This is a genomic window from Crocosphaera sp. UHCC 0190, assembly GCF_034932065.1.
GTDB lineage: Bacteria > Cyanobacteriota > Cyanobacteriia > Cyanobacteriales > Microcystaceae > UHCC-0190.
Genome location: NZ_JAYGHP010000029.1, coordinates 1 through 18,236, shown reverse-complemented (window position 1 = coordinate 18,236; position 18,236 = coordinate 1). Strand labels below are relative to the sequence as shown.

Sequence of the window (18,236 nt, the reverse complement as noted above, 5' to 3'; positions counted from 1 at the left end):
TTAGTTTCGATATTTATCTGACTTTTTCTGCCAAGAAAATTCCTGATTGTTTCAGTATGAGTTAACAGCTTGCTTGTCTCCTTAATAGTTCTTAACATAGTGTTGTTTATTTATGTCCGACTACTTACTAGGTTTTAGATAATATTTTATCAATTACAAATAATGAACTTAAAGTCTAAAGAGTTAAGCTATACAAATAAAGGTTGCCTACGCAACCTAATATTTAGTCCGCGAAGGTGGACTTAGCTTTTGTAGAATAAGGCTTTAGCCTTTTATTAATTATTGGTTTAGCATAGTAATATTTTATTAATTATAAATAATGAACTTAAACTCTAAAGAGTTAAGCTATACAAACAAAGGTTGCCTACGCAACCTAATATTTAGTCCGCGAAGGTGGACTTAGCTTTTGTAGAATAAGGCTTTAGCCTTTTATTAATTATTGGTTTAGCATAGTAACTCTGGTAGAACAGCGATCGCAAATTCATTACAATATTTTTGTAAGGTCTGTGGGTAACTATTAAGTGCTTAAACAACATTAATTACACGGTGGGGATTGCCAAAAAAAATGCTAAAACTCCTATTCAGAGGTTATTGTGGGCAATGCCCACCCTACAGTTTTTGTGTAATTAATTTTGCTTGACTACTTATAAAGGTTACGAGGAAATTTTCTCGATTTCCTTCAAATTGGCTTTTTTGCTATCTCTTAATGATTGTTTTATGATAGGACTTAACCAAGTAAAATATAAAGCAATCGATAACAAGAAAAATCCTAACCCCAATATTTTAACATTATCCCAATTTTTCATCATAATCATCATTCCTAACAAAAATAGAGATAGTTGCCAAGGAACAGCAATAAACGTAGAGATAATATCAAATTTATGTTCTCTCGTTAACCCTTTACTAAATCCTCCCCAAAAGCCAAAAGGTTTGGTTGTATTATAAAAATTTTCGACTACTTTTTTATCGGTTTTATAGGCTTCGGGAGTTGCATAAGTGCCAATAATACAGCCCAATAATGAACAAATAGCAGGAACAAAAAAGAGAATATATTCTTGATTTTGAGGATTATTTGTTAAGGGTAGAATAACCGCTTTAGTAAGGATAGCTGCTATCATTCCCCCTAAAGTTCCCCAAGCAAACCCATAACCATTAAATTCCCACCAATACCACCGTAATAATAGAGGAATGCCTAATCCAACCCCTAACCCTAAAGATAACCAACCCCAAATTTCATTAATATTACTCAAATTAAAGCTGAAAAACAACCCGACCCCAACAATTAAAATAGAAGCTAAACGACTTTGAAAAACTAACTTTTGATTGTGTTCTTCAGAATCAATTTGAGTTCCTTGATTTTGATGCTTTCTGAGCATATAGGGTTCATAAATATCGTTTGTCCAATAAGCAGCACTCGCATTAATAATTGAGGAAAAAGTTGACATTGCGGCTGCCATAAAACAAGCAACTAATAATCCTTTTAAACCTGTAGGAACATAAGTTTTAATAACAATAGGTAAGATTAATTCGGGATCAGTAATCGGGGAACTCTGGGTTAAACCATAGTGAATCCCTAACATAGCAAAAGCAGCAATTAGGGGCCAACGAAAGGCCATTGAAACAATCCAAAACAAAGATAAAAAAGCGGTATCTTGTTCACTTCTTGCCGCAAAATATCGTTGAGCCATATATCCTCCTGCCCCGCTACAACCTTCAATTACTGTTTTGAGGAGGTAAAATAACATGACTCCACCAAACAGATTAAAAATTGCATAATTACCAGGTAAATCTGCTGTAAAAGGAGGATAAATATTGCTCCAGTCTGCAAAATTCCAATCCTTAATCAAGAAACTGTCACCATCAGGAATTGATACAGAAAATGTCTCAGGTAGAGTAACAGTTGTCCAAGATAACCAGGAAATATAAATAACTGCACTAAGAATTAATAGCCCTTGAAAAACATCCGTCCAAATTACTCCACTAAAGCCACTAGCGATGGTATAAACTGCTGCTAAAACCACTAATAATATTGAAGCAAAGCGATCATCAATTCCCATTAAATTGCCAATAAATTTACCGCCACCAATGGAAAAATAACTCATTGCCCCAATAGCAAAGACAATATTAGAAACCGCACTAATAAGACGGGCAAAATCTCCTCCTTTGCCTTTTCCAAAGCGGAAAATCATCCATTCTGCCGTTGTCATGACTCGCCTTTCTTGTCCATTTTCGGTAATAACGGCTCTTCTTGTCCATTTTCCCATAAAAATCATCAAAAATGCCATGATTAGCACAATTCCGCCCCGAATCTCAATAAAAAAGCCTTGAGTTCCCAAGGCATAAACGAGGGCAGCAATAACCATTGTTCCGGCAATATCCACATTAGAAGCCATTCCTGAAGCCCCTAACGCCCACCAGGGGAAGTTTCCTAAGTGATAGTCTTCTAAGCTTTGTTGATCATCATTTGTGCGTAATGAACGCCATAAACCAGGAATATCTTTGTTTTTAAACAGGAAATGATTAATATCTTTTCTTTTACGAAATAAGAGAGGCATAAAGCCAATCATTAGGGTAATAATTAAATAACAGAATATAATTAGATAATCAAGTGCTTGCATCGGCTTTAGATAACAAAGGGATTAGCGCAACACTATAGCATTCATGGGATTAATTAGCAAGCAGGGTAAATTAATTAATCTTGTTTGAGATTTTTTGCTGACTGTTTTTTGTCTTTTATGTTCCCAATTTTTATCAATTTTTACAGTTTACTTAATGGGTTCGGGGTTTCCCAGTCATTCAAAGGGATTGCGTTTATTATTGGTATTCAAAAATTTATCTATCGCATCAAAAATAAATTTACGTCCAATAAAATGCCGTTAGTTATCCTTCCATTTTATTTAGTAATAACAATAATAAAGTATTGGTGGGCAATGCCCACCAATACTTTATAAACTAAAACAATGAACCAAAAACCTAAACTTTCTTATTAGCCACAGGAATGCCTATATTAGTTAAATACTTACCCCCTCACACTTTGCCATCTCCTGCTACTTCCGAAGAACAAATTTAACCTTATTGACGCGGTAAGAAGACGCGAGACTCTTGTTTGATGAGTTAACATAAAATCAATCAACAACCCATAGGCTTATAACACCGATGGGTTATCTATTTTAGTAAAATGTCCACTACAGGGAAAACTAATTATGACAACTGAACAAAATATTCCCCAAGAAAATGCACTGACGACAACCAAAGCAGACGATGAACTTAAAGCGGTTGATACAGAAGTTGTCACAGGAGAAACGCCAAAAACCCCCAGTGAGATTCAAAAAGAAACCGTAGCACTCATTGAGGCCATTAGAGGTAAAGCTTTATCTGAAGCTAAAGAAGCGGGAGAATTAGCCCGTGAGAATTATCTAGAAACCGTTCGAAAAATTCGCCAAGATATTGAACAGAGGAAACTTTTTGCTCCTGAGCGCATTGATGAAGCCATCAAGCAAGTACAAAAAGAAGTAGAAAAAGACTGGGATGGCATTGTCAAGGAGTGGAATAGTGTTATCAAAGAAGTAACCAGTTTTGGCGATCGCCTTAACGAAGCGGCCAAAACTGCTTGGGAAATCTTAACCACTCCTGCCAAAGATCAAAATGATCAAGATAATACGGACAACAAAGGCTCATAATTGATAATTTTGTTCAATTTCCCCGTTTATCTGGGAACAGGGCTTGATTTTAATCCAAGGGGCCATGGCCCCTTGATAAAGAGCTTGCAAGAAATCTGAGAATTACGTTACATTTAGTTAAGTTGGATCTGCTTTTTCCGCAAAAATAACGTTTTCTAGCGAAATGCTATTGACAAAAGCAGGGTATTGTGTTAGAGAAACAAAATTTGATTAATTACGAGAAACCTTAACCTATGAAAATTTCTTGGAGAACCGTATTACTCTGGACTTTACCGATCTTAGTGGTCGGATTTTTCCTGTGGCAAGGGGCCTTTTCCCCCGCATCAGGACAATTAGGCAATAATACGGCTAACACTCGCATGACCTATGGACGCTTCTTAGAATATTTAGATGCAGGCCGCATTCTTAAGGTCGATCTTTATGAAGGAGGACGCACCGCTATCGTCCAAACTAGCGATCCTGAATTAGAAGATAGATTACAACGGTCACGGGTAGATTTACCGATCAATGCACCGGACTTAATTGCCAAATTACGCACCTCCGATGTGCAACTGGAATCCCATCCTATTCGTAATGAAGGGGCATTATGGGGCTTTTTAGGCAATTTATTATTCCCTATCCTCTTAATTGGGGCTTTATTCTTCTTATTCCGTCGTTCCAGTAACTTACCAGGTGGCCCCGGCCAAGCCATGAGTTTTGGTAAATCTCGGGCCCGCTTTCAAATGGAAGCCAAAACTGGCATCATGTTTGATGATGTGGCCGGTATTGACGAAGCCAAAGAAGAATTACAAGAAGTTGTTACCTTCCTCAAACAACCCGAACGCTTTACAGCAGTTGGGGCCCGTATTCCTAAGGGAGTCTTATTAGTCGGCCCTCCTGGAACGGGTAAAACCCTCTTAGCTAAGGCTATTGCCGGAGAAGCTGGAGTTCCTTTCTTTAGTATTTCCGGTTCCGAATTTGTAGAAATGTTCGTCGGGGTTGGGGCTTCCCGTGTACGAGATTTATTTAAGAAAGCCAAAGAAAACGCCCCCTGTTTAATCTTTATCGATGAAATTGATGCGGTAGGCCGTCAACGGGGTGCAGGTATCGGTGGCGGTAACGATGAACGGGAACAAACCCTGAACCAATTATTAACGGAAATGGACGGGTTTGAAGGGAATACAGGAATTATCATCATTGCTGCTACCAACCGCCCTGATGTGTTAGATTCTGCTTTAATGCGTCCGGGCCGCTTTGACCGTCAAGTGATGGTAGATGCGCCTGATTTCAAAGGACGTATTGAAATCTTAGAAGTTCACGCCCGCAACAAAAAATTGGCTCCCGATGTTGGTATTGAATCTATTGCTCGTCGGACTCCTGGCTTTAGTGGGGCAGATTTAGCCAATTTACTCAATGAAGCAGCGATTTTAACCGCCCGTCGTCGCAAAGAAGCCATTACCTTATTAGAAATTGACGATGCGGTGGATCGGGTGGTTGCTGGTATGGAAGGAACCCCCTTGGTAGATAGTAAGAGTAAGCGGTTAATTGCCTATCATGAAGTCGGTCATGCGATCGTGGGAACCTTGCTGAAAGATCATGATCCTGTACAGAAAGTCACCTTAATTCCCCGTGGCCAGGCCCAAGGGTTAACCTGGTTTACCCCCAATGAAGAACAAGGGTTAACCACCAAATCCCAACTCATGGCCCGCATTGCTGGGGCTTTAGGGGGTCGTGCAGCAGAAGAAGAAGTCTTTGGCCATGATGAGGTAACAACGGGCGCAGGAGGCGATTTACAGCAAGTTGCGGACATGGCCCGTCAGATGGTGACTCGGTTTGGGATGAGTGACTTAGGCCCCTTATCCTTAGAAAGTTCTTCGGGTGAAGTATTCTTAGGTGGCGGTTTGATGAACCGTGCAGAATACTCTGAAAAAGTAGCCATGAAAATTGATAATCAAGTGCGAAGTTTAGCAGAACAAGGTCATCAATTAGCTCGAAAACTTATTCGGGATAACCGTGAAGTGATCGATCGCCTGGTGGAATTATTGATTGAAAAAGAAACCATTGACGGCGCAGAATTTCGGCAAATTGTGGCTGAATATACCTATGTTCCTGAAAAAGAGCAGTTTGTTCCTCAACTGTAATTAAAGTAGAGGCAATTCATGAATTGCCCCTACAGGTAATTTAGTTAAATAATAGATAGAAAGGCGCGGTCATTCGCGTCTTTTTTTTATTTCTCTGGAAAAACACCGCTTAATCTCATGACATCATCAATAGTTGTGCAATAATTTTTGAGTCCAAAATTAGCAGGAGTAAAAGTTACTTTATAAGTAAAATGGCGATAATTAATCGAAAATCTATCCCAATCTTCCATCCGTAAACGAAATACTTTAATAAAGAAATTAGTCAGGGTAATTGATAGAGGAATACGCACATAAATTCGTCTCTTGAGATAAGCAGAAATGACTTCTACTGCTTCATCTACTGTGGTTTTTTTATTGCCTAAAACCACTAACTTTTCCTCAGTTTCAGGTAAGGGATGCTCAACTAAATAGCTAACGACTTGAGCAATATCTTTGGCGTGAATATAATGAAAACTGCCATCTGCTTTAAACCAGCGAATTAAATCTATCCATTTAATGACATCACCAATACCACCGGAAAGATGGGAATAGGGTTTATTGGGTTCTCCCCCAAATACTAAGGTGGGAAACAATGTCGTAACTTTTTGATAAATCGGTAATTCTTTTAATTGGATAAAACATTGATATTTAGTGCGAATATAATTGGTTCCAAATTCTCCTGCTTCGGGTAAGGGTTGATTTTGTTTATCGAGAATACTCGCGGTTGAAAAATAGAAAATTTGTTCACAAATATCGGGATCTAATAGATCAATTAATCCTAGGGTTTTAATCACATTAATTTCATAAGATTCTGTAACTCCTCCCCAACTGGTTGCTGCTAAAATTGCTATATTAACTGTCTTTAATACATCACTGAATTTTTCAATATTCTGTAAATCTCCGATGAGAATATGCACATTAGGACAACTTAAATAATCAAATTTTAGCTTATCGGGATTTCTCACCAAGAAAAAAAGCTCATGATCCGTTTCTTTGATCAGAGCTTCTGCCATATAATGACCGATACAACCACTCGCACCTGTGATAAAAATTCGCTTCATTCGTTAGACTAATCAAAATTATAGACAGCGATGCCAATGATAACACTTTCTACCTGGTAAGGTGGGCATTGCCCACCCTACCATTAAACGGGAACTGCTAATAATTTATCAACTTGTTTCGCTGTTTCAAAGAAACAACGTACATTGTCTTCAGGGGTTCCCACTAAAACACCATGACCTAAGTTTAAAATATGGCCACCCCGTCCCGCTTTGCATACTGTATCGAGAATACGCGCTTTAATAAAGTCATGAGAACCAAATAACACCCCAGGATCAATATTTCCCTGGACTTTCATATTCTTCCCTAACCGTTGTCTTGCTTCGGCCATGTCCACTGTCCAGTCTACACTGACAATATCGACCCCCGATAGACTCATTCTTTCTAATACACCAGCACTACCACTAATATAGAGAATTAAAGGAGTATCAGGGTGAGTTTCTTTAACTTGACGGACTACCTGTTGTTGATAAGGTAAGGCAAAAACTTCGTAATCTTGAGGGGTTAATTGACCGGCCCATGAATCAAATAATTGCACCACTTGGGCCCCGCAGTCAATCTGATAACGGACATAAACTGCGATCGCATCCGCTACTTTACTCAAAAAGCTATGCAAGATTTCAGGTTGAGAAAAGGCCATGCTCTTGATAATAGAATAGCTCTTAGAACTTTTTCCTTCAATCGCATAGGCAGCTAATGTCCAAGGTGAGCCTACAAATCCTAACACAGTGGACTGATTACCGACTTCTTGTCTTAGGGTTTGTAAAATGGTTTTAATAAAGGGTAGAGACTCTTCCGGGTCAAGGGGACGTAAGTTGTCTACTTGTTCTTGAGTGCGGATAGGGGGGTCAATAATGGGGCCTTTGCTTTCAATAATATCAAAGGGGATGCCCATACCAGGTAAAGGGGTTAGAATATCAGAGAACATGATCACCCCGTCTGGTTGAAAGGCCCGCCAAGGTTGCAGAGAAATTTCGATGGCGAGGTCGGGATTTTCAGATCTTTCACGAAAACTGGGGTATTTATCCCGTAAATCCCTATATACTTTCATGTAGCGTCCAGCTTGTCGCATCATCCAAACAGGTGGACGGTCTAAAATTTCTCCTTGTGCTGCACGAAGGAGATAGGGTGTATCATTAACTCCAGTCATCGTGGCTTTTCCAGTAATAAGCGTGCATTTTTCAGCCTATCATTCAGGGTGCCCTCTCTTAAGGAAGTTGTAATGAATGTTTATTATTAGGGGTTGAGTGTTAGGGGTTGGGGGTTGGGGAAGGAGAGATATTATTTCATGTTAGAAAGAACGTTTATAGTAAAATAACAAAATATTAGGGGTAAGCTTCTAATTCAAAAGCCACCCCCAAAAAAACAATTGTTAAACTTTTGATCTCAAAAATAAACTACTTTTTAGCAATTACCCAAATTGCGTGAACGATACCTGGAATATACCCAAAAAGGGTTAATAAAATATTAATCCAGAATTGTGGGCCAATTCCCACTTGTAGGAAAACCCCAAGGGGGGGAAGAATAATCGCGCAAATAATACGAACAAGATCCATGATTTTTTTCTTATTCTCATTTGATTAACAGAGAAATTATCAGATAAATACATTAATTTGTCAAGTTAGTTTAACCAATAACAAATTGAAAATAGCTAAAATCATCCATTTATTAATCATTAACTATAAATTTGAATGATTTCTATAGAATCAATAAGCAATTTCAATGGATAACAAGGAACTTTACCTAACCCCCTTGATTTAATCTGTGTTATCCTAAGTTGCTGGACACAGTTAAGGAACTAACCTGGAAATTTTGCGTCTTTTTTGCTTAGGGATTGACAATTTCGAGTAAATGACGGCAATCTAAAAAAAAGTTAAATTATCAACTCACTTTAAAATTGCTGGTTCAGAATCTATGCTTTCCTTGCTATCTTCACTGCTTGTTGCACAAACCGCATCCTATCCCCTAACTTATCGGGAAACACAACCTCAGTTTGTTACCCAACCCCAAGAAATTCGTCCCTTACCAGGGAAACTGGATGATGTCCTAGTCTTCAATAGTAATAGTCCCGAAGTCGTCTCAACCGAAGGGGTACTTCTCTCCACCTTTCCCCCCAACGGCAAACTTTATCCCAACGCCCACCTAAATTACCCTATTCAGGGAAGATTTGACGTTTTTACTCATCATATCTCTCGACCATCCCAACCCAGAAAACTTTACCAAGGACTGCTTGTACATAACCCAACCTCTGAAACAGTAGTCATTCGAGTCTTACAAGGGGCCAGTTATGTCAACTCTACAGATGCTCCCTTTATCAATTTACCCTCAATGGTCGAAGATCCTTCTGGACGGGTATTTTCTGGACCAGGTTCCCGTCTCATGGGAGATATTCTGCGGGGAGTCAACCAAAAAGAATTATCCCGTCGGATCGTTATCCCTCCCTATCAAACTCGGATGCTGTTTACCCTCCCTATCAACCCTAGCAATGCTCGTTCTACCTTTTTGCGGGTTTATAGTGATGGCCCCCTTTATATGGCGAATTTAGCCCATTACGAAGTGGCTGAAACATCAGGGGAAACAACGGTTTACCGAGAACCCAACCTCAATGAATGGCGACATTTAGTCACGAAAGGTAACTTAATTTATCCCAGAGATCTTGCCCCTACTCCACCCGATGTTTATTTAGCTGACAAAACTATTTATGGCCGCGTAGCGGGTATTTCTGTGGGATCGGAATGGCAAGCAAGACTGGTAGATGGTCAGGGAAAACCCTATCTCAGCATCCCTCAACGGGGATCGGCCTTTTCCTATCCTCTCAGTACCGTAACCACTGGAACCCATGGCACTCAACAAATTCAAAGTGCGCCCATGTTAGTGCGTTATCCTGATACTGCTTATCAAGCTCATGGTAATTATGGGGTTCACTATAATTTAACCCTGCCTCTGGTCAATAAAACCAATCAACGGCAAACCGTGGCAGTGACGTTACAAACTCCCTTTAAGGAAAATCAGTACGCTGATCGCTTGATTTTTACCCACCGTCCCCAAGGTCAAGTGTTCTTCCGGGGAACAGTACAGGTGAGTTATCAAGATGAAACTGGCAACCCACAACAAAAGTTCTTTCACCTCGTCCAACGACAAGGACAACAGGGTGATCCTTTGGTCAGAATTAATCTCGCACCGGGAGAAAAACGCGATGTATCAGTAGATTTCCTCTATCCTCCTGATGCTACACCGCCTCAAGTTTTGACGGTGAAAAGTTTAGAATTGTTCTATGGTAGTAGTCGTTAGGGTCTTGGATCAGAATTTTTTCGATGATCCGTTGGCCGAGTTCCCAAAAAATGATTAAGATAGAAAAGGAAAACTGCTGTGTTGGTGACTGCCAATAAAGTTTTTTGATCTTGCTTTGAGTTTAAGGGAGCTAATTAGCTTACGTGGCAGTAGACCGAGCTTGCACTCGGAAACGAAAACGCTAAGAAGTCGGCACCCACCTGGTTTATCCAGGTCATAAACTGAGGTAAAACGGCACGGCGGTTTTTCCCTTTCAGGGTTAATCCCAAGAATGTCAGGATTTCTAGACATACAGGGGGAAATGGCAAGACAAACACCTCAAAGATAACCTAGTATTAAAGAAGCCATAACAATTTTAGGCATTGGTACAAAAGATAAATCCCTACACACCTTTGGGTTTTCCCGCCAAAATTATCCGGTTAAACCACGGGTTAACGCTTATTCATCAACAAATTGATGTTACCCCAGTGGCAGTGGTGGATGTGTGGGTAAAAGCAGGGGCGATCGCAGAACCCAATCATTGGGGCGGTATGGCTCACTTTTTAGAACACATGATCTTTAAAGGCAGTAAAGATATATTGCCAGGGGTATTTGATCAAATTATTGAACATCATGGGGGTGTAACAAATGCCTTTACCAGTCATGATTATGCTCATTTTTTCCTCACCACAGCAGCAACTCAGTTACCCCAGGCTTTACCCTATTTAGGGGAAATTTTGTTGAAAGCGGAAATTCCCGATGAAGAATTTATCAGGGAACGAGAGGTGGTACTCGAAGAAATTCGCTCATCTTTTGATGATCCTGACTGGTTAGGGTTTCAAACCCTATGCGAAACATTATATCAACATCATCCCTACGGAAAGCCCATTTTAGGCCATGAAGCCCAACTACGGCAATATTCTCCCCATCAGATGCGCTGTTTTCATCGCACTCATTATCAACCAGATAACATGACGGTGGTGGTGGTGGGGAATGTTCCAGAAGATGAGGCCTTATCCTTAGTCGAAAAAACTTTTGATGGGTTTAGTGTCCCTTCGGAATGTCCCCCCACTCAAATTAACCAGGAACCCCCCTTAGTAGAAATTCGACGAAATCAGATGTATCTGCCGAATTTAGCTCAAGGACGCTTATTAATGGGATGGATAGGCCCAGGGGTGACAAGATTAGAAGATAGTGTTGGTTTAGATCTCCTCTCAGTTATTTTAGGGTGTGGAAGAACATCCCGTTTAGTGAGAGAATTACGAGAAGAAAAACAACTGGTCTGGGATATTGAAAGTAGTTTTTCCTTGCAACGAGACTCCAGTATTTTTACGATTGGGGCCTGGTTAGATCCCCGACAGTTAGATCGGGTGGAGAAGGTGATCGGCGATCGCTTGGCCCAATTACAACAAAAACCCGTCACAGAAACAGAATTAAGCAAGGCCAAACGGTTACTCTGTCATGATTATATCTTTTCGACGGAAACCCCCAGTCAACTGGCTGGCCTTTATGGTTATTATCACACCTTAGCCAGTGCAGAATTGTCTTTAACCTATCCTATTATCATTGAACAATATACCGCTAAGGATTTACAACGAATTGCCTGTCAATATCTGTCCCCGGAACGGTATGCTATCACCATAATGCAACCTTGCTAGTCCATGAATCATTATTCATCCAAAATGTCCATCCCTATCCACCCAAAACAACAGTCCCTAAATCGTTTAGTTTTAGAGAATGGAATCACGCTAATTGTTCGAGAAAACCCCACTGCTGATTTAATTTCTGGTCGATTTTTTTTCAAAAATACGGGATCATTGTGGGAACCAAGGGAAAAGGCGGGAATTTTTCATTTATTAGCCACTGTCATCACGAAAGGGACGGAAAGATTATCTTCCGTTGAGATTGCTGAGGCGATCGAGTCCATTGGGGCCGGGTTAGGGGGTGATACAGGGACAGATTATTTTATGATGAGTCTGAAAACCGTTTCCAACGACTTTCAAGGAATGTTGGAATTATTAGCAGAAATTCTGCGATCGCCGACTTTTCCAGAAGAAGAAGTTACCCTAGAAAAACAGTTAATTTGTCAAACGATTCGTTCTCAAAAAGAACAGCCTTTTAATGTAGCTTTTAATCAATTACGAAGTACCATGTATGGGGATCATCCCTATGGATCTTCAATTTTAGGGACAGAAGAAACTGTAAATAAATTGAGTCGAGAAGACTTACAAAATTGTCATCAAACTTATTTTAGACCCGATAATTTAATTATTAGTTTATCAGGTAGAATTACCTTAGATGAAGCCGTGACACGGATCGAAAAAACCTTTGGTAATTGGCAAATTCCAGCAACTTCCTTACCCTTATCTTCCTTTCCGATTTTAACCCCTTTTCCCTGTGAAAAAATTCTGGATCAACAGACCCAACAATCTATCATTATGTTAGGTTATTTAACAGTTGGAGTCACCAGTCCTGATTATCCTGTGCTTAAATTACTGAGTACCTATCTAGGGAATGGATTATCAAGTCGTTTATTTGTTGAATTACGAGAAAAAAGGGGCTTAGCTTATGATGTTTCTGCCTTTTATTCAACCCGTTTAGAACCTTCTCAATTTGTTGTTTATATTGGAACTGCCCCAACTAATACTAAAATTGCCCTCGAAGGATTACAGCAAGAAACCGAACGATTATGTCAGATAAAATTAACCCCTGAAGAATTACAAACTGCTAAAAATAAGTTATTAGGACAATATGCTTTAGGGAAACAAACTAATGCTGAAGTCGCCCAATTATACGGTTGGTATGAAACATTAGGATTAGGAATTGAATTTGATCAAAAATTTCAAGAAAAGATTGCTCAAATCACCCCTGAAATCGCCCAAACGGTGGCACAAAAATATTTATTATCTCCCTATATTTCAGTCGTTGGGCCAACATAACGAAGTCAGAAGTTCCACAGCGTAGCTGCGGCGCGATTGCACAGAAGTCAGATTCTCTCAACTTAGAATTTTTGTACCATCTTTAGATTCTAGCTAAAGTTCGACTCAGCAGCAAAGTGATCGCCCTCAACTCCTATCATTAGAAAGTGATTGCGGTGATATAATTTAATGTGTTGCTAATCAGCTTACTCAAAGTCCAGGCGGTTTTCGTCAAGGATTAACTGCCGTTCCGTACTAACAGTACCCCTGTGGACTTATACTTACTTAAGAAAAAATTTAGGAGAATCCGAAAATGTCTATCGTCTTTCAAATAGTTTTAGCTGCCCTCGTTTTCTTTTCCTTTGTTATGGTGGTGGGCGTTCCCGTTGCTTATGCGTCTCCCCAAAATTGGGATCAGTCTAAACCCTTACTATATCTAGGTTCTGCCATTTGGACTGTTTTGGTTTTATTAGTTGCTATTTTAAACTTCTTCGTGGTTTAAGAGTGGCAAGGCCCATTTCCCCATCTTTAGCTAAGCTTAGAGATGGGGATTTTTGTTGTTAGCAATTTTTAGGACAATTATGACCATTTTTGAGGGAACTTTTACCCAAGACCCATCTGCTTTACGTTTTGCCATTGTCATCGGTCGTTTTAATGATTTAGTCACGGACAAGCTTCTATCGGGGTGTCAAGACTGTTTAAAGCGTCATGGGGTGAATGTTGACCCTAACGGGACTCAAGTTGACTATGTGTGGGTTCCTGGTAGTTTTGAAGTTCCGATGGCAGCCCGTCAATTAGCGTTATCGGGGAATTATGATGCCATCATCTGTTTAGGGGCCATTATTCGGGGCCATACTCCTCATTTTGATTATGTGGCCGCAGAAGCAGCGAAGGGTATTGCGGCAACGGGCTTTCAAACAGGGGTTCCGGTCGTTTTTGGCATTTTAACCACAGATACCATGCAACAAGCCTTAGAACGGGCAGGAATTAAGAGTAATTTGGGTTGGAATTATGCCATGAATGCCCTAGAAATGGCGAGTTTAATGGGACAATTACGGGGTCAAATTCCTTCTAATAATTCCAAAGCTGCTTTACCTGTTTCTCAATTGAATAATCCCCTGATTTCAGAATTTTCTGAAAAATAAGAATAAGTTCAATTCCTGCTTTTTGCCTCCTATGTCAGATTTATATGTTTCCTGGGAAGAATATCATCAACAAATTGAAACTTTAGCGGTGCAAATTTATCAATCTAATTGGCAATTTAATCAAATTGTTTGTATTGCTAAAGGAGGGTTGAGAGTAGGGGATATTCTGAGTCGTCTCTACAATATTCCTTTAGCTATTGTAGCGGCGGCCTCCTATGGGGGAACAGATAACCGTCTTCGGGAAAGATTGAATATTGGTCAACATTTGGCGATGACTAATGAAAAGTTAGGAAATCGTATCTTATTAGTGGATGATTTAGTTGATTCTGGGGTAAGTTTACAGCAAGTGAGTCAATGGTTACAGGATTATTATCTCTCAGATATTCAAGAGATGAAAACGGCTGTGATTTGGTATAAAAGTTGTTCTGTTTTTAAACCTGATTACTATGTAGAATATTTATCTGATAATCCTTGGATTCATCAACCTTTTGAACGTTACGAGACAATTACTCTACAAGAATTAGTAGGGGTTAACGGCCGTTAACCCCTACGGATGAAAATTATTGATTTAAAGGAATCCCTTTTTTTCTTAATAATTCTCGGACATCAAGTAACAAAGGAAAAATCTCTTGATTCCAGTCTCCTCCTTGCATATCATAGGCTTTTTGTTCTGTTTCTACTGCCATTTTATCTTCCGCAAAAATCTCTCCTGTAAAGTATCGCATCAACGGCCATAAAAGGGTTAATAATCCTGGTATTTTAGGACGACGAATCATTAACATTCCAAAACTATGATTGATTTTTTGTTCCTTGTCCACAGGAATATATGAAACCCAAAGTTTTAATGCAGGTAAGCTCGAATTTGGCCCACAAACTGTTAAGGTTTGATAAGGATATTCTGTCCGAATGGTCATAATATCAAAATCTGTTGCAGTATCCTCGTTATTTCGTCCCGCAGCTAACACTAAATGTGCAGTGGGGTGGGGTTCACCCTTAAATTTATATTTCGCTTCTACCCAATTATCTCCTTGGGAATTTTCGATTAAACTAGGTTTAACTTTCCCCATCAAACGTCGATGTAAAAATTGATGATTCATATCCATCAAATTTTCCAATAAAAAGGAATAATGACAGTTAACTCGACGGGAAAAATACATCGTTTTATAATCATTACTTGTAGGATTTTCTATGTCAGGAAATGGAACTGTTTCTGCTAATTCTGCTACTCCTGGAAACACAAAAATATGATTATAATCTTCTCGACAAGGATAACTTTTAACGCCTTTAGGAATAGGTATTCCTGGGGGTAAATAGGGAACTCCTGCTAATTTTCCTGTCTCATCATACGTCCATCCATGATAAGTACATTTGAGTTTAGAACCGCAGACAACGCCTTGACTTAAGGGAATTTGTCGATGAATACAACGATCTTCTAATGCGAAAACTTGATTGGATTTTGTGCGAATTAAAACAATGGGTTCTCCCCCAAAGTTTACACCATAAGTTTTCTCTTTTTTAACATCTTTTGATTGAGCAATAGGATACCAAAAATTGGGATTTAACCCAACTTTCCTTAAATCTAATTCCTGGTTTTTATAGGGGCCGTGGTCAACTAATTCATCGGTTTTCCAGTTTTGTTTCATTATTTTTTGACTGATGTTTGTACAAAAATAAAAAGTGAGATTAGGGTAAAATAAATCGTATTAAATCTAGCACAGTTAAATTTTTTGTGGGTAGCAAAATTATAAAACTATTTTAAATTTGTTGTCCTTGATACCAGAAAATATGTCACAATGTAAACAGTATCTAAAGTTACCAGTAAAGCCATTGACTCCTAACAAACTTGAATCTACTACCTCCTCCAAGTCTTTAACAGTGACAGAGACTGACACCCACACCCATACCCATCATCACGATCACAAGACTCACCATACTCATGTTCATAGTGAAGCTTCATTAAAGCAAATTATTAACCGTTTATCCCGCATTGAAGGCCATATCCGAGGAGTAAAAACAATGGTGACAGAAAGTCGTCCTTGTCCTGAAGTTTTGATACAATTAGCAGCAGTTAGAGGGGCCATTGATCGGGTATCTCGTTTGATTTTAGATGAACATTTAGGGGAATGTGTGGCCCGTGCAGCAAAAGAAGGGAATATTGATCAAGAAATTGAAGAATTAAAAGCTGCTTTAGATCGTTTTTTACCTTAATCGTTAATCTTTCTCAAAATCAAGAATCATATAACGGATTAATCCCAATTTACTGACAAATTCAAGTCCTTGAGTAGAGCGCACCATATTGTCATCACCATCTTGGCACATTAAACGATTAACCAAGGGATAAGTGGGAAGGGTATTGCGATTAATGTCCTCTATTTTTCTTAATTTAAACCCTGTCTTTTTGGCAATTTCTTCATATTTTGAGATAGGAATGAAATTAATAGGTAAGGCATTCTTTGCCTTTGGTTTTCCATAAGTTTGACCAACTAGAGGATTAATTTTATGTTCAATCCATTGCCAAATTCCAGCAAAGTTTTTGGTGGGAAGAAAATCACAAATTGTCAATTTTCCCTCCTCTTTTAAGAGACGATAAGCTTCCTTAAAAAATTGCTCACGACTGGGAAAAGAGAAGATACATTCTAAGGCTAACACCCGATCAAAATCCGGTTGCATCAAAGGAATTTGACAAGCATTAGCTTCAATAAAATCAATGGTATTATTACCTTGAGGTAAAACTTTTTCCCTTGCTCTAACTAATTGTTGAGCATCAATATTAACTCCGACCAAATTTAAGTGATTAAAGTTATCATTTAACCAGGAAATAGTGCCTCCAAAACCACAACCAACATCGAGAATATTTTGATTATTTTCGATAGAAGCTGCTTGACAAACTTTTTTTGATAAATTATCAGCAGCCACGGCAAAATCATCTAGATTTCCAGTTGCTGTCTTAGGATTTTCCCAATAACCCCAATGGATATGTTTACCAAAAGCGGCCAAAGCTTCTTGATTGCCTTCTTCAAACTTTTCGGGGAGATTATCAAAATATGCGGTGGAAGTTTGGGTCATATTCTTGGTTAAACTTATTTCTTGATTAAATATATACAGCTTTGAGCAAGTTTGTCAATATTATGTCAATTAACTACCGTTTACTTCCCTAATCTCAATTACCTAGAAACCAATGAAAAGTTAGATCAATATTTAGCCAAGATTAATAAATTTGATTGGATTCCTTTGCCGGATTTGTCCAAGAGATCATCGCTTATTATTCCCTAAATAAAAGTACGGAAATCTCTGCCTAATAAGTCGTTAAAACCGAAATCTTGATGATTTAATCTTCGTTATTATAGGCAGTGGAGGGAGACAAAAACCATTAAACTCCCCAAGAAAAGACAAATTTCGAGATTGGAGGTGTTATCTATGGCACTCATTCGTTGGGAACCGTTCCAAGAAATGGACTCTTTACAAAGAGAAATGAACCGCTTATTTGATGCTTTTTCACCCAGAAGTTTAATTAAAGGTGAACCCGAAGGATTAGCTTTTGTCCCTGCGGCTGAAATAAGCGAAACACCAGAAGAAATTGCTCTTAAACTAGAAATTCCTGGTTTAGAAGCCAAAGATTTAGAAGTCGAAGTGGAAGCTGATTCTGTTAGCATTAAAGGGGAACGGAAATCTGAAACCAAAACGGAAGAAAATGGTGTTACTCGCACCGAATTCCGTTATGGTAAATTCCATCGGGTAATTCCGTTACCAAGTCGTATCGAAAATGCAAATGTGACGGCTGAATATAAAGATGGAATCTTACACCTTGTTCTTCCTAAATCTCCAGAAGAAAGAAACAAAGTTGTTAAAGTGAATATCAGTTAATTCTTTGGAGGAGATCAGATTAATAACAATTCCCTGAATATAACCTAAACATTTTCGTAGGGGTCAACCGCCGTCATTGGTGTCAACTTAAGCTGAAACCCTTGCTAGATATGGATTGTACTGATAGTGATCGCCTGTATCAAACCAAGGCGATCGCTATGATAAAAAATAGATAGTAAACTGTGTTAATAGGGAATAAAA

The 18,236-nt window shown here is 39.0% G+C and carries 16 protein-coding genes and 1 other RNA gene; 11 read left to right on the top strand and 6 right to left on the bottom strand.

The window, feature by feature from the left end; genetic code table 11:
- Positions 1 to 653: 653 nt before the first annotated feature.
- On the bottom strand, positions 654 to 2,618 hold the full coding sequence (locus tag VB715_RS21620; RefSeq protein ID WP_323303266.1) for a sodium:solute symporter family transporter: 1,965 nt from the start codon (positions 2,616 to 2,618) through the stop codon (positions 654 to 656).
- Between the two features lie 585 nt (positions 2,619 to 3,203).
- Here VB715_RS21620 and VB715_RS21615 point away from each other — a divergent pair.
- Together VB715_RS21615 and ftsH2 are read left to right on the top strand one after the other, a co-directional pair.
- Positions 3,204 to 3,680 carry a hypothetical protein gene (locus VB715_RS21615; protein WP_323303265.1) on the top strand — a complete coding sequence of 159 codons (477 nt, stop codon included), beginning with the start codon at positions 3,204 to 3,206 and terminating at the stop codon, positions 3,678 to 3,680.
- 233 nt (positions 3,681 to 3,913) lie between these two features.
- Positions 3,914 to 5,800: an ATP-dependent zinc metalloprotease FtsH2 gene (ftsH2, locus tag VB715_RS21610; RefSeq protein WP_323303264.1), complete on the top strand. Its 1,887-nt coding sequence runs from the start codon at positions 3,914 to 3,916 to the stop codon at positions 5,798 to 5,800.
- A gap of 86 nt (positions 5,801 to 5,886) precedes the next feature.
- On the opposite strand, the gene VB715_RS21605 is transcribed toward ftsH2, so the two are convergent.
- The 3 genes from VB715_RS21605 to VB715_RS21595 all read right to left on the bottom strand — a co-directional run bounded on the left by VB715_RS21605 (position 5,887) and on the right by VB715_RS21595 (position 8,394).
- Positions 5,887 to 6,840 carry an NAD(P)-dependent oxidoreductase gene (locus tag VB715_RS21605; RefSeq protein WP_323303263.1) on the bottom strand — a complete coding sequence of 318 codons (954 nt, stop codon included), beginning with the start codon at positions 6,838 to 6,840 and terminating at the stop codon, positions 5,887 to 5,889.
- An 83-nt stretch (positions 6,841 to 6,923) separates the two neighbouring features.
- Complete coding sequence (gene hemE / locus VB715_RS21600; protein WP_323303262.1) at positions 6,924 to 7,988, bottom strand: uroporphyrinogen decarboxylase; 1,065 nt, start codon at positions 7,986 to 7,988, stop codon at positions 6,924 to 6,926.
- A gap of 247 nt (positions 7,989 to 8,235) precedes the next feature.
- Positions 8,236 to 8,394, bottom strand: coding sequence for a YqaE/Pmp3 family membrane protein (locus VB715_RS21595; RefSeq protein ID WP_323303261.1), 159 nt, complete (start codon positions 8,392 to 8,394; stop codon positions 8,236 to 8,238).
- 358 nt (positions 8,395 to 8,752) lie between these two features.
- Between VB715_RS21595 and VB715_RS21590 the strand changes: the two genes are divergently transcribed.
- The 7 genes from VB715_RS21590 to VB715_RS21560 all read left to right on the top strand — a co-directional run bounded on the left by VB715_RS21590 (position 8,753) and on the right by VB715_RS21560 (position 14,715).
- Complete coding sequence (locus VB715_RS21590) at positions 8,753 to 10,129, top strand: DUF3370 domain-containing protein (protein ID WP_323303260.1); 1,377 nt, start codon at positions 8,753 to 8,755, stop codon at positions 10,127 to 10,129.
- 67 nt (positions 10,130 to 10,196) lie between these two features.
- A non-coding RNA gene (ssrS, locus tag VB715_RS21585) (6S RNA) lies at positions 10,197 to 10,379 on the top strand.
- Positions 10,380 to 10,491: 112 nt separating this feature from the next.
- Positions 10,492 to 11,766 (top strand): pitrilysin family protein, encoded by a 1,275-nt coding sequence (locus VB715_RS21580; protein WP_323303259.1) that lies wholly within the window; start codon positions 10,492 to 10,494, stop codon positions 11,764 to 11,766.
- A 24-nt stretch (positions 11,767 to 11,790) separates the two neighbouring features.
- Entirely contained in the window at positions 11,791 to 13,047 is a 1,257-nt protein-coding gene (locus tag VB715_RS21575) for a pitrilysin family protein (protein ID WP_323303258.1), read from the top strand.
- Between the two features lie 292 nt (positions 13,048 to 13,339).
- On the top strand, positions 13,340 to 13,528 hold the full coding sequence (gene psbZ, locus VB715_RS21570) for a photosystem II reaction center protein PsbZ (RefSeq protein ID WP_323291394.1): 189 nt from the start codon (positions 13,340 to 13,342) through the stop codon (positions 13,526 to 13,528).
- A 79-nt stretch (positions 13,529 to 13,607) separates the two neighbouring features.
- Complete coding sequence (gene ribH, locus VB715_RS21565; RefSeq protein WP_323303257.1) at positions 13,608 to 14,171, top strand: 6,7-dimethyl-8-ribityllumazine synthase; 564 nt, start codon at positions 13,608 to 13,610, stop codon at positions 14,169 to 14,171.
- Between the two features lie 31 nt (positions 14,172 to 14,202).
- Positions 14,203 to 14,715 carry a phosphoribosyltransferase gene (locus tag VB715_RS21560; protein WP_323303256.1) on the top strand — a complete coding sequence of 171 codons (513 nt, stop codon included), beginning with the start codon at positions 14,203 to 14,205 and terminating at the stop codon, positions 14,713 to 14,715.
- A 16-nt stretch (positions 14,716 to 14,731) separates the two neighbouring features.
- On the opposite strand, the gene VB715_RS21555 is transcribed toward VB715_RS21560, so the two are convergent.
- Entirely contained in the window at positions 14,732 to 15,814 is a 1,083-nt protein-coding gene (locus VB715_RS21555) for an aromatic ring-hydroxylating dioxygenase subunit alpha (RefSeq protein WP_323303255.1), read from the bottom strand.
- Positions 15,815 to 16,046: 232 nt separating this feature from the next.
- Between VB715_RS21555 and VB715_RS21550 the strand changes: the two genes are divergently transcribed.
- Positions 16,047 to 16,379, top strand: coding sequence for a metal-sensing transcriptional repressor (locus VB715_RS21550; RefSeq protein WP_323303254.1), 333 nt, complete (start codon positions 16,047 to 16,049; stop codon positions 16,377 to 16,379).
- A gap of 3 nt (positions 16,380 to 16,382) precedes the next feature.
- On the opposite strand, the gene VB715_RS21545 is transcribed toward VB715_RS21550, so the two are convergent.
- Positions 16,383 to 17,237: a class I SAM-dependent methyltransferase gene (locus VB715_RS21545; RefSeq protein WP_323303253.1), complete on the bottom strand. Its 855-nt coding sequence runs from the start codon at positions 17,235 to 17,237 to the stop codon at positions 16,383 to 16,385.
- A 351-nt stretch (positions 17,238 to 17,588) separates the two neighbouring features.
- Between VB715_RS21545 and VB715_RS21540 the strand changes: the two genes are divergently transcribed.
- Complete coding sequence (locus VB715_RS21540; RefSeq protein WP_323303252.1) at positions 17,589 to 18,035, top strand: Hsp20/alpha crystallin family protein; 447 nt, start codon at positions 17,589 to 17,591, stop codon at positions 18,033 to 18,035.
- The last annotated feature ends 201 nt before the right edge of the window (positions 18,036 to 18,236 follow it).

Bases quoted from the DNA above. Each gene is read 5' to 3' on its own strand.
- VB715_RS21540 (WP_323303252.1), top strand. From the start codon at position 17,589: ATGGCACTCATTCGTTGGGAACCGTTCCAAGAAATGGACTCTTTACAA.
- VB715_RS21590 (WP_323303260.1), top strand. From the start codon at position 8,753: ATGCTTTCCTTGCTATCTTCACTGCTTGTTGCACAAACCGCATCCTAT.
- VB715_RS21615 (WP_323303265.1), top strand. From the start codon at position 3,204: ATGACAACTGAACAAAATATTCCCCAAGAAAATGCACTGACGACAACC.
- ribH (WP_323303257.1), top strand. From the start codon at position 13,608: ATGACCATTTTTGAGGGAACTTTTACCCAAGACCCATCTGCTTTACGT.
- psbZ (WP_323291394.1), top strand. From the start codon at position 13,340: ATGTCTATCGTCTTTCAAATAGTTTTAGCTGCCCTCGTTTTCTTTTCC.
- hemE (WP_323303262.1), bottom strand. From the start codon at position 7,988: ATGACTGGAGTTAATGATACACCCTATCTCCTTCGTGCAGCACAAGGA.
- VB715_RS21605 (WP_323303263.1), bottom strand. From the start codon at position 6,840: ATGAAGCGAATTTTTATCACAGGTGCGAGTGGTTGTATCGGTCATTAT.
- VB715_RS21595 (WP_323303261.1), bottom strand. From the start codon at position 8,394: ATGGATCTTGTTCGTATTATTTGCGCGATTATTCTTCCCCCCCTTGGG.
- VB715_RS21620 (WP_323303266.1), bottom strand. From the start codon at position 2,618: ATGCAAGCACTTGATTATCTAATTATATTCTGTTATTTAATTATTACC.
- VB715_RS21560 (WP_323303256.1), top strand. From the start codon at position 14,203: ATGTCAGATTTATATGTTTCCTGGGAAGAATATCATCAACAAATTGAA.
- VB715_RS21575 (WP_323303258.1), top strand. From the start codon at position 11,791: ATGTCCATCCCTATCCACCCAAAACAACAGTCCCTAAATCGTTTAGTT.
- ftsH2 (WP_323303264.1), top strand. From the start codon at position 3,914: ATGAAAATTTCTTGGAGAACCGTATTACTCTGGACTTTACCGATCTTA.
- VB715_RS21545 (WP_323303253.1), bottom strand. From the start codon at position 17,237: ATGACCCAAACTTCCACCGCATATTTTGATAATCTCCCCGAAAAGTTT.
- VB715_RS21555 (WP_323303255.1), bottom strand. From the start codon at position 15,814: ATGAAACAAAACTGGAAAACCGATGAATTAGTTGACCACGGCCCCTAT.